This window comes from Paenibacillus sp. 10L310, assembly GCF_056395745.1.
This window is the reverse complement of sequence record NZ_JBFTKC010000010.1, coordinates 72,569-86,183: the sequence shown is the minus strand read 5'-3', so window position 1 is coordinate 86,183 and position 13,615 is coordinate 72,569. Positions and strand designations below refer to the sequence as shown.

Below are 13,615 nucleotides of genomic sequence, written 5' to 3'. Positions count from 1 at the left end.
AGACGCCAGCATAAGCCGCCCTTATGGACGGCTTGATGCGTTAATGACTTCCTTTTTCTTCTCTTTTTCCTTGCCGTGCCCCTTACCATTATTCATGGCAGAAGTGTCCTCATCTACGCTGTCACCCTCACCGTCTGCCGGTGTGGACTCAGGTTCACCTTCCTGATTGGGATCAACACTTCCCTCATCAACGCTACCTTCACCTGGATCAGGCTCATTTTCTGGCGGCGTCTCAGTGCTTTGTTCCGGGTCAATGGAAGGTACGTTTACTGTTCCATTTTTGGCTTCACTGTAGGAGACAAGATACGTATCCAGGAACTGTCCATCACGATATACGGACACAGCCCCATTTTCATTTGGAGCGAGCACAAGTGGAATGGTCAAGGTCTGGGTTGAGTTCACGGTGCGTGTTCCCCATTCCTGATTCTTGCCACGTGCGTCTTCATATGTGATACGGATTTTACTGTTTTTGCCCTCTTCTTTGGGTGAGACATTGATATTAAAAGGATATTCCAGCGCTTCTGGCGGATACCCTGTACTGATAAAGATTGTAATCTTATCGCCAGGACTAACCTCTGCGCCAGCTTCCACAGGCCATTGCTGCGTCACTTTGCCCTGGTCCACCGTATAACTTGATTCTTCCTGCACCTGAGCAAGTACAAGTCCAACTGATTTAAGTTTTTCTTCGGCTTCACTGCGGGTATGATTTTTCAGATCAGGCATTTTGACCGTTTCAGTGCCTTTACTTACGGTTAACTCAATCTGAACTGTCACAGGATCGAATTCCTCATTCACACCCGGTGTCTGGGAAATAACAGAACCTGAAGCCACATCATTGGAGAACTCGTCTTTCCGCTGAATCTGATCTTCCTTAATGCCAAGCGCAGTCAACTTCTTGACAGCCTCATCATAAGTTTCTTTTTTGACATCAATCATCTTCACCAGTTCTTTTTTTGCACCAACACTGATCTGGACCTCGGAGCCTTCTTTGACAACATCGCCTTCTTTTCTGCTCTGGTCAAACACAATACCGGGTTCGACACCTTCCTGGTAAAGACGGATGACCTCATCACTGACGACGAGTCCTTTCTCCTCAAGTAGTTCCCGAGCCTTTTCTTCAGTCTGGGTGATCACGTTAGGTACGGTAACTTCAGGTACAACCAACATACCCTTGACATACCATACAACGCCCACCATGGCGATTAGAATAAGAACGGTTAATGAAATGAGTAGAGCTGGCTTCTTCCAGCTCTTCGATTTCGCTTTACCCTTGCCAGTTTCTTCGTCAGACTCCATCACAGGCACCGCACCCGTCGATGTAACTCCGCGCGGTTCAGGCTTGATGGCTGGCATAACGCGAGTCTGATCTATATCATCCTCATCCGGAAAATCAATCTTCGTTTCATTACGTCTCTCCGGCATCAGGCAAGTTTCCAGATCGGTCTGCATTTCTTTGGCCGACTGATAACGTTCCTGCGGATTTTTACGCATGGATTTTAAGATGACATTTTCCACACTTTGCGGAATCAATGGATTGAATTTGCGTGGTTCATCGAACTCTTCCTGCAAATGCTTCAATGCCACACTGATTGGACTTTCACCCAGAAACGGAAGTTGCCCGGTAAGCATCTGGTAAAGTACGATCCCAAGAGAATATAAGTCCGATTTTTCACCAGTAACGATGCCTTTGGCATGCTCCGGTGAGAAGTAATGTACAGAACCAACTACGGAACCCGTCTGCGTAATCGTTGTAGACGTAACGGCACGGGCAATCCCGAAATCCGTGACTTTCACGCGGCCATTCCGGCCAATTAATATATTGTGGGGTTTGATATCCCGATGAATGATTTGATTATGATGTGCATGATCAAGAGCATCTGCAATCTGGGAAGCGATTCGCACCGATTCGTCCACCTGCAGAGGGGCGCGTTCTTTAATAATTTCATTCAAGTTTTTGCCTTCCACGTACTCCATGACAATATAATGAACGTCATCTTCCTGCCCCACGTCATAAATGCTAACTACATTCGGATGAGACAGCGATGCTGCCGACTGTGCTTCCCTGCGGAAACGGCGAATAAACTCTTCGTCATGCACAAACTGTTGTCTAAGGACTTTGATCGCTACATTCCGGTTCAAGAGAAGATCCTGGGCTTTGTACACAAGAGCCATGCCGCCACCGCCGACACGCTCAATCACTTCATAGCGTCCGCCTAGTTGGTGCCCAATCATGACTCACACCCCGTTTCCGTATCCACGGAACCTTCCCTCTGCAACTCGAACAAAGCAAGCGTGATGTTGTCGTCTCCCCCAGCAAGTAAAGCCAACTGAAGCAGTCGGTCTGCACGATCTTCCAATGCCAGTTCCAGATTGCCGGCAACCTGAATAATCTGCTCATTGCTGACCAGGTTACTGAGACCATCACTGCACAGGAGAAGAACTTCGCCTTCCTCCAGCTTGACGGTATCCAGATCTACCTTCACCTCGGCATCTGTTCCAAGCGCACGAGTTAGTACGTTGCGACGTGGATGATGGGACACATCCTCTTTGCTAATCTGACCATTTTTGAACAATTCATTCACCAGTGTATGGTCCTCGGTTAGCTGGATCACAGCTTTGTTCGCAATTTTGTAGGCTCTGCTATCACCGATGTGTCCAATAACACCTTCCGTATCGTTCAATAAAGCCGCAACCACCGTTGTTCCCATGTTGTGATACTTGTCATCTGTTGATGCCGTGCGGAAGATAACTTCGTTGGCATGCAAAATAGCATCGCTGAGAGCCGCAGACAGAGACGCATGTGACAGACCTGGTTCCAGTGTTCCCAGATCTTTCACCAACGTCTCTACTGCCAAGCGGCTTGCCGTATCCCCTGCAAGATGTCCACCCATGCCATCGGCAACAATACCCAGAATATATCCTGTATCGAGATTACGAATCCAGGCTGAATCTTCATTCACCGAACGCACTCGTCCGATATGGCTCACATGAACTGTTTTGATCAAAACGTTCTCACCTCAACTCCATATGCTTTGCACGAAGCTGACCGCAAGCGGCAGCAATATCATGTCCCTGTTCACGACGAATGGTTACATTAACACCCTGTTCCGAGAGAATCTTCTGAAAATTGAAAATGTCGCTTCTCGATGTTCTAACGTATTTGCGTTCAGGTACATGGTTAACCGGAATCAGATTCACGTGGCACAACATGTTCTTAAGCACACTTGCCAGTTCTGCTGCATGCTCTGGCTGATCGTTTACCCCACCAATAAGTGCATACTCGAACGTAATTCTCCGACCTGTTTTGGCCAGATAATAACGAAGGGACTCCATCACGTCTTCAAAAGGAAAACGACGGTTAACCGGCATCAATTTCGAACGCAGTGCATCATTTGGTGCATGGATCGAAATGGCGAGGTTAATCTGTGTATCTTCATCTGCAAACTTGTAGATGTTCGGAACGATTCCGCTCGTGGATACCGTGATGTGACGCTGACCGATGTTCAGCCCTTTTTCATGAATCATAATGCGCAGGAAAGTCATCGTAGCTTCATAGTTTTCGAAAGGTTCACCCGAACCCATGATTACGATGCTGCTGACACGCTCGTTGCGTTCATCCAGAATTTTCTGAGCCTGCACAACCTGGGCAACAATCTCACCAGCCGTAAGGTTACGCTTGAGACCACCCAATGTGGATGCACAGAACGTACAACCAATACGACAACCAACCTGTGTGGTTACACAGATGCTGTTCCCGTAGTTATGCTTCATAATTACTGTCTCAATGGCATGATCATCATGGAGACCAAAGAGGAATTTAACCGTTCCATCCTTGGATTCAAACTTGGTAATTTCCTTAAGCGTTACGAATTCAAATTGCTCTGTCAGTTTTTCACGCAATGGCTTGGACAGATTGGTCATTTCACTGAAATCATTCACGCGTTTTACATAAATCCAGTCAAAGATTTGGCCACCGCGAAACGCCGGCTCCCCATTCTCAACAGCCCATTGCTGCAGTTGTTCCAGAGAATAATCATATATAAAAGGTTTCATTTTGTTGTCAACACCTATTCCTTCTTTTCTTTTCGTTGGCTTCCTTCTTTTCGTTCCATTCGTCCTATTCTATCACAAAGACCACGTTACATCCATGTATACCCTTGATATCTGTACTTCATGCATTATAACATCTCAATGCCGCCATCGCACCCTGTCATCACATTCTCTGACAATTATATCGAAGTCCCATCACAAAGAAATCCGCCGAAGTTCCCCTCGGCGGTCATACTTCCGTGCTCTATTAAACTGTTATTCCACTGTTTTTGTCAACCGTGCGATGAAAAATCCGTCACTGTGAGCGTATTGTGGCAAAATCTGAATACCACCGTTCACAACCTTCAAGTTCGCTGTCTCCGATTCAGACCAGACGGATGCTTCTGCTGGGCTGTATTCCGGATGTCGATTCAAGAAGTCTGCAACCATATCCTCATTCTCAGCAGGCTCAATCGTACACGTGCTATACACCAGAATACCACCTGGTTTTAACAACGGCGCAACATGATCAAGCAATTCACGCTGCAAGCCTGCGATATCTTCGATATCTTTTACGGTTTTGGTCCATTTCACATCAGGCTTGCGGCGAATAACACCCAGACCTGAACATGGTGCATCCAGCAAAATGCGGTCAAACGACGCTTCCGGATACCGTTCATTCAGGTCTAGCGCATCTCCAGTTACAGCATCGATACAAGTCAGACCGAGACGCTCTGCCTGATCCAGGATCAGCTGGCGCTTGTGAGCATGTACATCATTCGCGACAATACGACCGCGATCCTGCATTTTCTCAGCCATGTGAGCTGTTTTACCACCTGGAGCTGCGCAACAATCCAATACAAGTTGGTCTACTTCTGGCGCAACTGCTTCAGCGACAAGCATGGAACTTTCGTCCTGTACAGAGAACAACCCGTCCCGATACCAGGACGTTAGAGCCATGTTTCCGCCACTACGTACAAGAATTCCATCGGAACTCAGCTGAGAAGCTTCAACGACTGCACCCGTACTGGTCATCTCATGCATCAGTTTCTCCCGTGTGGTCATTGTTGTGTTGACCCGGACACTCACCGCTGGCGGCTCATTATTCGCACGACAGATCGCTTCCGCTGTCTCTTCGCCGTACTGGGCAATCCAGCGTTCAACCATCCATAACGGGTGGGAATGCTCCAGTGAAATACGTTCGGCAACGGGCAGATGTTCTGGAATACGAAGTTCATCCCGATTGCGGATCATATTGCGGAGCACTCCATTCACCATACCCGAGATTCCCTGATGGCCCAGTTTCTTCGCCAGATTAACCGCTTCGCTCACCACGGCATGTTCAGGAATACGATCCAAGTATATCATCTGATATACGCTAATTCGCAGCAGGCTGCGAACCCATGGTTGCAGTTTGGATACTCCTTTGGCGACGTAACGTTCCAGAAAATAATCAAGTGTATTCAATCTGGCGATTGTTCCATACACCAATTCGGTAGCTAGTCCAGCATCTGCGGAGCTTAGATCGGCCTCTTTCAGACGGCGGTTCAACTCCAGATTACTGTATGCTCCATCTTGCTCAACAGCACTCAGAACCTTGACTGCCAATGTACGAGCAGATGTTTTAGGTTGCTGGGAGCGCGATGCACCACCCGATTTACCCGAATTCGGACGACGGTTTCCTTCGCGTCCGGATGAATTTCCATTAGCTTGCTGGCCTTTTCCTGACGAACGACCTGGTATATTACCGCTCATCGCAGCACCGTTCCAGGTTTCAGTGTACCACCGCGAGCAAAGTCAGCGGCCTGCATCACCTTTTTACCTGCTGGCTGCACTTCAGTCAACCAGAGAGATCCATTGCCTGTGCGGACTTCAATCCCTGCCTTATTCAATTGTAGCACCGTTCCCGGCTCTGCTTGTCCAGCATCTGAAGAAGTTTCTAGGTCCACCTGATCGGGATTAGCCGCAGCCCAAACTTTGAAGACCTGATCATCCCACATCGTAAATGCACCGGAGAACGGTACAAGACCACGAATCTGATTGAACAGTTCACGTGAAGTACGACTCCAGTCCATTTTCTCGTCATCCCGAGTCAGATTGCGAGCATACGAAGCCTCAGCATCATCCTGAGGGACCGCCGTTGTCTCGCCTGCAATCAATCGTGGCATTTCTGCCTGAAGCAGTTTGGAACCAGCCTCACTTAATTTATCAAACATCGATCCTGATGTATCTTCATCCGTAATTGGCAGTTCCACACGCGAGATCATATCTCCGGTGTCCAAGCCTTCAGCCATATACATCAATGTGACTCCTGTCACGGATTCCCCGTTAATAATGGAACGTTGAATCGGTGCTCCTCCCCGATATTTCGGTAAAAGAGAGCCATGCACGTTCACACAACCACGAACAGGCATATCCAGCACGGCTTTGGGCAGAATCTGTCCAAAGGCCGCGGTTACGATCAGATCCGGCTTCCATTCAGCCAAGCGGGCTACCGCTTCCGGATCACGCAATTTAACAGGTTGAAACACCGGCAGACCGTGGCGTTCTGCCGCGGCCTTAACCGGTGTTGGCGTAAGTACTTTTTTGCGTCCCTGTGGTTTATCAGGTTGAGTCACCACACCCACCACATTGTACCCCTCTGCCATCAGCATATCTAGAGAAGGAACTGCAAATTCAGGTGTTCCCATAAAAACAATATTCAAATCGATCACTCCTTAATTACGACGCGGTCCCGTTTGATCGGCTGCAATTTCGTACACTTTCTCGGCGACATCCGTAAAGAGTACGCCATCCAGATGATCAATCTCATGCTGGAATGCACGGGACAGCAAGCCACTACCCGTAATAATCAGCTCTTTACCTTCACGATCCAGACCTTTAACTGTAACGGTCTCGAAACGACGAACATCACCATTAATTCCAGGGATACTCAGACAACCTTCAGGTCCAAATTGTTCTCCCTCACTTGCAATGATCTCCGGGTTAATCATCTTGATCAGCCCTTGCTCATCACCTGCGTCGATAACAATCAGACGTTTCAAAATACCGACCTGTGGCGCAGCAAGACCCACACCTTCCGCATCGTACATGGTATCAGCCATATCATCCAGCAATTTTTGTACATTTGGTGTAATTTTGGTTACTTCTTTGGCTCTCTTGTGGAGCACCTCATCTGGTTCTTGCACGATAATGCGAATCGACATGTTGTAAGCACCTTCCTAATCCTCATCATAATTTCAGGACGATATCTGTATTTTTGGGGTATTCATTTTAATCTATGTTTATACCGCTTGTTTACATCCGCATTGCTGCAAAATGCTTACATTAACATTTGCGGGTCTACATCCAGACTAATAAGCAATTTTTGCGCCTGAACATCATCGTCCATGCGCCGGGCCGTAGCCAGAGCGAGTCCTATGGCGTCTACATCCCCCCGCCATTTTATCATACATTGGAATCTGTATCTATTCTTGATCCGAGGAATCGGAGACGCTACCGGCCCCAGTACATCAAAGGCATCATTGCTGAATCGATCCAGACTGCCGAGCCATCCAGCCGCATTAGCCTTCTCTTTCAGTATTCGCGTATAGTTCTCGGCAAGACGAATCAATACCGGAAGTTGCTCATGCGAAAAGGTCACCAGAATCAGGCGACAGTATGGCGGATATTGCAAATTGCGACGGTGCAGCAATTCCTCACGTACAAACGACACATAGTCATGCTGACTCGCATGGCCAATGGAGTAGTGTTCCGGCGTATAGGACTGAACAAACACCTCACCAGGCAATTGGTGCCGACCCGCTCGGCCAGCTACCTGTGTTAGCAACTGAAACGTTTTTTCCGCAGCACGGAAATCAGGCAAATTCAACGCTGAGTCCGCTGTTATCACGCCAACCAGGGTTACATCCGGGAAATCAAGACCCTTCGCAACCATCTGGGTGCCCAGCAATACATCCGCCTTTTTCTCACGAAACTGTTTCAGTAGCTTCTCGTGAGCCCCTTTTTCCGTTGTTGTATCCACATCCATCCGAATGACCCGAATACCCGGGAAGAGCTTGGCAAGCTCTTCCTCGACTCGCTGTGTACCTGTACCAAAGTATCGAATATGCTCACTTCCACAGTCCGGACACACTTCCGGAGCCGCTTCCGCATACCCGCAGTAATGACAACGGAGATTATTCGAGCGCTGATGATACGTCAATGAAATATCACATTCAGGACAACCTGCCACATATCCACAACTTCGGCACATAACAAAGGTCGAATATCCACGGCGATTCAGCAGAAGCACCGTCTGTTCACCACGTTCCAAGCGTTCCTCCAGCCCTTTGTGCAAAGCCCTGCTGAACATGGAGCGGTTGCCATCCTTCAACTCTTCACGCATATCAACAATCCGCACTTCAGGCAGCTTGTTACCTAGTGCTCGCGTTGGCATCTCCAGTAAGAGTGGTGCAAAATCATCATTACTCTGCGAGCGTGCAGCGTAATAACTTTCCAGCGAAGGTGTCGCTGAACCCAGAACAACCACCGCCTGATGCTGCTGTGCTCTTTTTACCGCTACATCACGAGCATGATATTTCGGAGTTTCCTCCTGTTTGTAGGAAGTCTCGTGTTCTTCATCCATAATAATCAACCCAAGCCGACTGAATGGAGCAAATACAGCTGAACGCGCCCCAATTGCAACCTTCACCTGACCCTCACGAATCTTGCGCCATTCATCATAACGTTCACCGCCAGACAGACGACTGTGCATAACAGCAACTTGGTCTCCAAATCGCCCTTTAAAACGTTCTACCATCTGTGGTGTGAGCGCAATCTCGGGCACCAGTACGATAGCCTGCCGATCCTGTTCGATGCATTGTTGAATGGTTTGAAGATAGACTTCCGTCTTGCCACTTCCCGTAACACCATGTAACAAAAACACCCCATGGCGTTGTTCCTGCAATCGGCCATTGATATTGTCGTAGACAAGTTTTTGCTCATCGGTCAGAACCAGCGGTTCAGTCGCTTTGAACGTCCTGCCCTGATAAGGGTCACGGAAGACCTCAACGTCCTCGGTGACAATCAATCCCTTTTCCTCAAGCCCTTTAATCGTTGCGGCCGATACCTGTAGTGTAGATAACACTTCTTTCATCGGCATGGGCAGCAGTTCTTTCATTTCCAGCAAAAAAGTCAGAATCTCCTTCTGCCGCTGTGCTTTCGCCGGGAATGAAGCAAGTGCTTCCTGAGCAGCAGCAATATCTACAGCCAGATCAACGGACTTCATCGTTTTTTTATTTAACTTGTCCTTGATGGCCTGACTTTCCAGCAGTACACCACCAAGCAATAATTTCTTAATTAGTGCAGCATGATTGGGATATTTTCGACTCAGTTGTTGCAGCGGTACCTGACCCCGACTTTTGACAAAACGGATGATATCCTGCTGTACTTTCTCAGTCGTAGACTCTTCTCCCCAAACAAATAACACCTCATCATCCGGTTGTGCACCCGCCATCTGTCCATCAAGTGCATCTCCCAGCGAGATGTATCGCTCTGCTTTCCCTTTCAATGCCGTCGGCACCATGACCTGCAATGACAAAATCCGGTTACTGGCATAACGTCCACTCATCCATTCGGCCAACTCAACCAAATCCTTTGACAACGGGGGAACAATGTCCAGTAACTCCTGAATCTGCTTAAGCTTGAATGTTTCCTCTCCGGTACGCGGCACAAGATCAATCACGAATCCCTGCACCGTCCGATGACCAAAAGGCACACCCACCCGGCTGCCAATCTCGATCCATTCTCTCATCGATTCAGGTACCAGGTAATCAAACGGCCGATCTGTTTCCTTCACGGGAACATCGACTATGACCTTGGCAATCTCCATATCCTAATTCCTCCCGGCAATGCGCTCCGCCGCAATCTGGAGCAACCGATGAGCCACATCGTCCTTGGCCATCACTGGAAGCTCCTCCACCAAACCTTCCCGGTCATAGATATGTACCGCGTTGGTGTCTGTTCCAAATCCTGCACCCGTGCGGGTTACATCATTGGCTACGATCAGATCACAGTTTTTCCGTTCCAATTTCTCACGTGCATACATCTCAACTGACTGAGTCTCCGCAGCAAAACCAATCAAAAACTGATGGGTTTTCTGTTTGCCCAGTGTTTCAAGAATATCTATATTTTTAATAAGTTCGAGCGACAGCGTGTCGCCTTTCTTCTTGATCTTCTCGGTATAAACTTCCTTTGGACGATAATCGGCAACTGCCGCCGCCTTAACCACGATATCAGCATCGTCCCACTCGCGTGTTACCGCTTCATACATATCCTGTGCAGACTGTACAGGGATCAACTCCACGTTCTCCGGTGGCTTGGATTGGGTACTGCCCATAACCAATTTCACATCTGCCCCCAGATCACGCGCAGCTGCGGCTATGGCAAATCCCATTTTGCCAGATGAATCGTTCGTAATGTATCGTACTGGGTCAATGCGCTCAATCGTACCTCCAGCCGTAACAACAACCTTCTTGCCTTGTAACAATGGAGCTTGTCCCTGCCGACTAATGCCTGCAGACTCTCGCTGTTCAAAGAAACGTTCTACCACATCCACAATGCTCTCCGGTTCTTCCAGACGTCCCTTACCCACATATCCACACGCAAGCAGACCTTCACCCGGTTCAATCATCATAGCGCCCCGTTCAACAAGCAGGTTCATATTATGCTTTACAGCTGGATGATCATACATATGTACATTCATCGCTGGTGCAATCATGACAGGGGCTGTCGTCGCAAGAAGAGTTGTTGAGAGCATATCATCTGCCATGCCATGCGCCATCTTGGCAATCACATTGGCTGTTGCCGGAGCAACCAGAACAAGATCCGCCAGATCGGCCAGATGAATATGAGATACAACTGCTGGTTCACGCTCATCAAATGTATCGGTATATACGGTGTTTCTGGTCAACGTTTGCAGCGTCAATTCGGTAATAAACTGTGTAGCGGAAGCTGTCATAATCACATGAACATCCGCTCCCTTTTGCACCAGTCTGCTGCATAATGTTGCCGCTTTGTAAGCGGCTATGCCGCCAGTCACACCAAGCACGATTTTTTTACCGTTCAACATGTTTATTTCCCCCGATATTTATACGACGTCTAGGGCGCGTCTGAAAACTCCGAAGGAAGCAGATTTTCCCGAATTTTCGTTCCAAGCAAGGAAGTTTTCCGCAGGCGTGCCGGGGCACGCCAAGGGAAAGTGACGCAGCAGGGGGCGAAAAGGCGGTAAAAGATGCACTTCAGCGAGTTTTGAGACACGTCCTAAGTAAGATTCCGTTAAAATATGCTTATTCGTAAAAAAATAACAACCTCGCGGTTGTCAATTAATCCGGCTTGCGCCGTATGCAGTTGAAGAGCAGCCGCAGGCGGCTTACTCTTCTTCTTCGTCCTGTCCTTTGATGACAACGAGCAGGTCTCCATAGATTTCTTCCAGTGCAACGCCAACTTGTTTATGGGATCTCGCACCTCTTAAATCCGTTTTTTCACCTTCACGTAGCTGTCTAGCCCGGCGGGAAGCAGCAACAACAAGGGAATACTTGCTGTCGACTTTGTTCATCATTTCATCAATAGAAGGATACAGCATATTAACAAACACCTCTTCGCATTAGTATAATCGCAAGTTGCCGCCTGACAGAACTGATGTGGCATGTCTTCACACCCGGGCATTCCGAGAAGGAGTGCTTCAGTATATGATATGACAACTGCCCCACTTATATCGCATTCTGCAGCGGCAAAAGGGATTATTTATTGATCTTACAATGTTCGGCGATTATGATGCTTTCTATTCTCTTGCACGCCAAATCAATTTCATCATTAACAACAGCGTAATCATACTGCTCCAGCAGACTGATCTCATCAACCGCCACGGACATCCGGTGATCAATGGTCGCTTGGCTTTCGGTACCACGGCCCTGAATGCGATCTTTCAGCTCGTCCAATGAAGGAGGAAGCAGGAAAACAAAGATCCCTTCCGGGAATTTCTCTTTCACTTTTAACGCGCCTTGAACCTCAATCTCCAGAATGATGTCGCGGCCTTCGTTAATCGTTTTCTCTACAAAATCACGCGGTGTTCCGTAATAATTACCAACATACTCCGCATGTTCCAACAATTGATCTTCAGCAATCATGTTCTGGAACTCTTCATGACTTCTGAAGAAATAGTTCACACCATGTTCTTCACCAAGACGAGGCTGACGGGTTGTTGCCGATACGGAATAGATCAATTCCGGCACCCGTTTGCGCAAAGCGCTACATACAGTACCCTTCCCGACCCCAGATGGGCCGGACAACACTACCAGTAATCCCTTAGACATATTACACTCCATTTTATTCGTCGTTATCATCATCTTTCGAAGAAAGACGATGGGCGACCGTCTCAGGCTGAACTGCAGACAAAATGACATGATCGCTATCCGTAATAATTACGGCACGAGTACGTCTTCCGTACGTTGCATCAATCAGCATGTGACGATCTCTTGCCTCTTGTATAATTCTCTTGATCGGCGCCGATTCCGGACTCACGATGGATATAATCCGGTTCGCCGATACGATGTTACCGAATCCAATGTTAATGAGTTTGATTGCCATAATCAGGTTCTTCCCCCTATACATGCGACTCTTTTGCCGAAATGTGGCCGTTCATTCGATATTCGCCGCTTGCTCACGAATCTTCTCCAGCTCCGCCTTCATCTCGACAACACGATTCACCAGAGCCAAATGGTTGGCTTTTGATCCAATCGTATTGACTTCCCGATTCATCTCTTGAATTAGAAAGTCCAACTTACGACCTACGGGCTCATCACTCTTCAGCAGTTCCCTGCTCTGTCCAAAGTGACTCTGTAGACGCGTAAGCTCCTCTTCTATGTTAGAACGATCGGCAAACATTGCAATTTCCATACCCAATTTATGCTCATCAAAAGGGAAAGAGCCTTCTTCCTGCATTTCCGTAAGCCTTTGTCTTAGCTTGTTGCGATAATCACTTACCACAGTCGGTGCAAGATCAAGCATTTCGGTATGCAGTGACTCCAGACGGGTAATCCGCCGTTCCAGATCACTGGCCAGATGAAGACCCTCGCGAGCGCGCATCTGTTCAAGGCTGGACAGAGCCTCTTTCAATCCTTCCTGCAGAACTCGCTCCCATTCGTCCTTCTGCTCTTCGGGAATGGAACTTGTCCCATCCGAATGAACCATGACGTCCGGCAGACCAAGCATATCCACAATACTTGGTTTGCCCTGCATTCCATATTGGGTCTCCAGTTGCTCTGCAGCCTGCAGATAGGCCCTGACCGTCTGTTCATTCAGAACAGCGGGAAGAGCCTGGTCTTCCTCTTTTTCTTTCATTACATAAACATCAATCCGCCCACGTTTCAAACGACTCTGTACGATCTTCCTCAAACCGTCTTCATAATACGTCCACTCTCTTGGCAGACGCATCATCACTTCGCAATAACGATGATTAACAGATTTGATCTCTAATTGTACCTTATAGCCGCCAAAATGAAAGGCGGATTGACCGTATCCGGTCATACTGAATGACATCGGCATC

General features: G+C 48.1%; 12 protein-coding genes. All 12 read right to left on the bottom strand.

Translation table 11 applies throughout. The annotated features are described in order from the left end of the window. Nucleotides 1-21: 21 nt before the first annotated feature. Nucleotides 22-2,232 (bottom strand): Stk1 family PASTA domain-containing Ser/Thr kinase, encoded by a 2,211-nt coding sequence (gene pknB / locus AC1DE7_RS20390; protein WP_477535061.1) that lies wholly within the window; start codon nt 2,230-2,232, stop codon nt 22-24. Then, entirely contained in the window at nt 2,229-3,005 is a 777-nt protein-coding gene (locus tag AC1DE7_RS20385; protein WP_017687453.1) for a Stp1/IreP family PP2C-type Ser/Thr phosphatase, read from the bottom strand. Before AC1DE7_RS20385 ends, pknB begins: the two co-directional genes overlap by 4 nt. A gap of 7 nt (nt 3,006-3,012) precedes the next feature. Continuing rightward, nucleotides 3,013-4,053, bottom strand: a complete 1,041-nt coding sequence (rlmN, locus tag AC1DE7_RS20380) for a dual-specificity RNA methyltransferase RlmN (RefSeq protein WP_017687452.1) — start codon at nt 4,051-4,053, stop codon at nt 3,013-3,015. Between the two features lie 252 nt (nt 4,054-4,305). Further along, on the bottom strand, nt 4,306-5,784 hold the full coding sequence (gene rsmB / locus AC1DE7_RS20375; RefSeq protein ID WP_477535060.1) for a 16S rRNA (cytosine(967)-C(5))-methyltransferase RsmB: 1,479 nt from the start codon (nt 5,782-5,784) through the stop codon (nt 4,306-4,308). Next, entirely contained in the window at nt 5,781-6,734 is a 954-nt protein-coding gene (gene fmt, locus AC1DE7_RS20370) for a methionyl-tRNA formyltransferase (protein ID WP_340028882.1), read from the bottom strand. Before fmt ends, rsmB begins: the two co-directional genes overlap by 4 nt. A gap of 12 nt (nt 6,735-6,746) precedes the next feature. Continuing rightward, the gene (gene def, locus AC1DE7_RS20365; protein WP_017687449.1) at nt 6,747-7,235 is read right to left on the bottom strand and encodes a peptide deformylase; all 489 of its coding nucleotides are present in this window, start codon (nt 7,233-7,235) and stop codon (nt 6,747-6,749) included. Between the two features lie 116 nt (nt 7,236-7,351). Then, the gene (gene priA / locus AC1DE7_RS20360; protein WP_036614614.1) at nt 7,352-9,901 is read right to left on the bottom strand and encodes a primosomal protein N'; all 2,550 of its coding nucleotides are present in this window, start codon (nt 9,899-9,901) and stop codon (nt 7,352-7,354) included. A 3-nt stretch (nt 9,902-9,904) separates the two neighbouring features. Further along, nucleotides 9,905-11,140, bottom strand: coding sequence for a bifunctional phosphopantothenoylcysteine decarboxylase/phosphopantothenate--cysteine ligase CoaBC (gene coaBC, locus AC1DE7_RS20355; RefSeq protein WP_405157559.1), 1,236 nt, complete (start codon nt 11,138-11,140; stop codon nt 9,905-9,907). Between the two features lie 300 nt (nt 11,141-11,440). Then, nucleotides 11,441-11,653 (bottom strand): DNA-directed RNA polymerase subunit omega, encoded by a 213-nt coding sequence (gene rpoZ / locus AC1DE7_RS20350; protein WP_036614619.1) that lies wholly within the window; start codon nt 11,651-11,653, stop codon nt 11,441-11,443. A gap of 157 nt (nt 11,654-11,810) precedes the next feature. Further along, nucleotides 11,811-12,383: a guanylate kinase gene (gmk, locus tag AC1DE7_RS20345; RefSeq protein ID WP_017687445.1), complete on the bottom strand. Its 573-nt coding sequence runs from the start codon at nt 12,381-12,383 to the stop codon at nt 11,811-11,813. Between the two features lie 13 nt (nt 12,384-12,396). Continuing rightward, a complete protein-coding gene (gene remA / locus AC1DE7_RS20340; protein WP_006209218.1) occupies nt 12,397-12,657 on the bottom strand; it encodes an extracellular matrix/biofilm regulator RemA in 261 nt (86 codons plus the stop codon). A 51-nt stretch (nt 12,658-12,708) separates the two neighbouring features. Next, entirely contained in the window at nt 12,709-13,608 is a 900-nt protein-coding gene (locus AC1DE7_RS20335; RefSeq protein WP_076211386.1) for a YicC/YloC family endoribonuclease, read from the bottom strand. Between the last annotated feature and the right edge of the window lie 7 nt (nt 13,609-13,615).

Bases quoted from the DNA above. Each gene is read 5' to 3' on its own strand.
- def (WP_017687449.1), bottom strand. From the start codon at position 7,235: ATGTCGATTCGCATTATCGTGCAAGAACCAGATGAGGTGCTCCACAAG.
- pknB (WP_477535061.1), bottom strand. From the start codon at position 2,232: ATGATTGGGCACCAACTAGGCGGACGCTATGAAGTGATTGAGCGTGTC.
- rlmN (WP_017687452.1), bottom strand. From the start codon at position 4,053: ATGAAACCTTTTATATATGATTATTCTCTGGAACAACTGCAGCAATGG.
- priA (WP_036614614.1), bottom strand. From the start codon at position 9,901: ATGGAGATTGCCAAGGTCATAGTCGATGTTCCCGTGAAGGAAACAGAT.
- remA (WP_006209218.1), bottom strand. From the start codon at position 12,657: ATGGCAATCAAACTCATTAACATTGGATTCGGTAACATCGTATCGGCG.
- rsmB (WP_477535060.1), bottom strand. From the start codon at position 5,784: ATGAGCGGTAATATACCAGGTCGTTCGTCAGGAAAAGGCCAGCAAGCT.
- AC1DE7_RS20335 (WP_076211386.1), bottom strand. From the start codon at position 13,608: ATGTCATTCAGTATGACCGGATACGGTCAATCCGCCTTTCATTTTGGC.
- gmk (WP_017687445.1), bottom strand. From the start codon at position 12,383: ATGTCTAAGGGATTACTGGTAGTGTTGTCCGGCCCATCTGGGGTCGGG.
- coaBC (WP_405157559.1), bottom strand. From the start codon at position 11,140: ATGTTGAACGGTAAAAAAATCGTGCTTGGTGTGACTGGCGGCATAGCC.
- rpoZ (WP_036614619.1), bottom strand. From the start codon at position 11,653: ATGCTGTATCCTTCTATTGATGAAATGATGAACAAAGTCGACAGCAAG.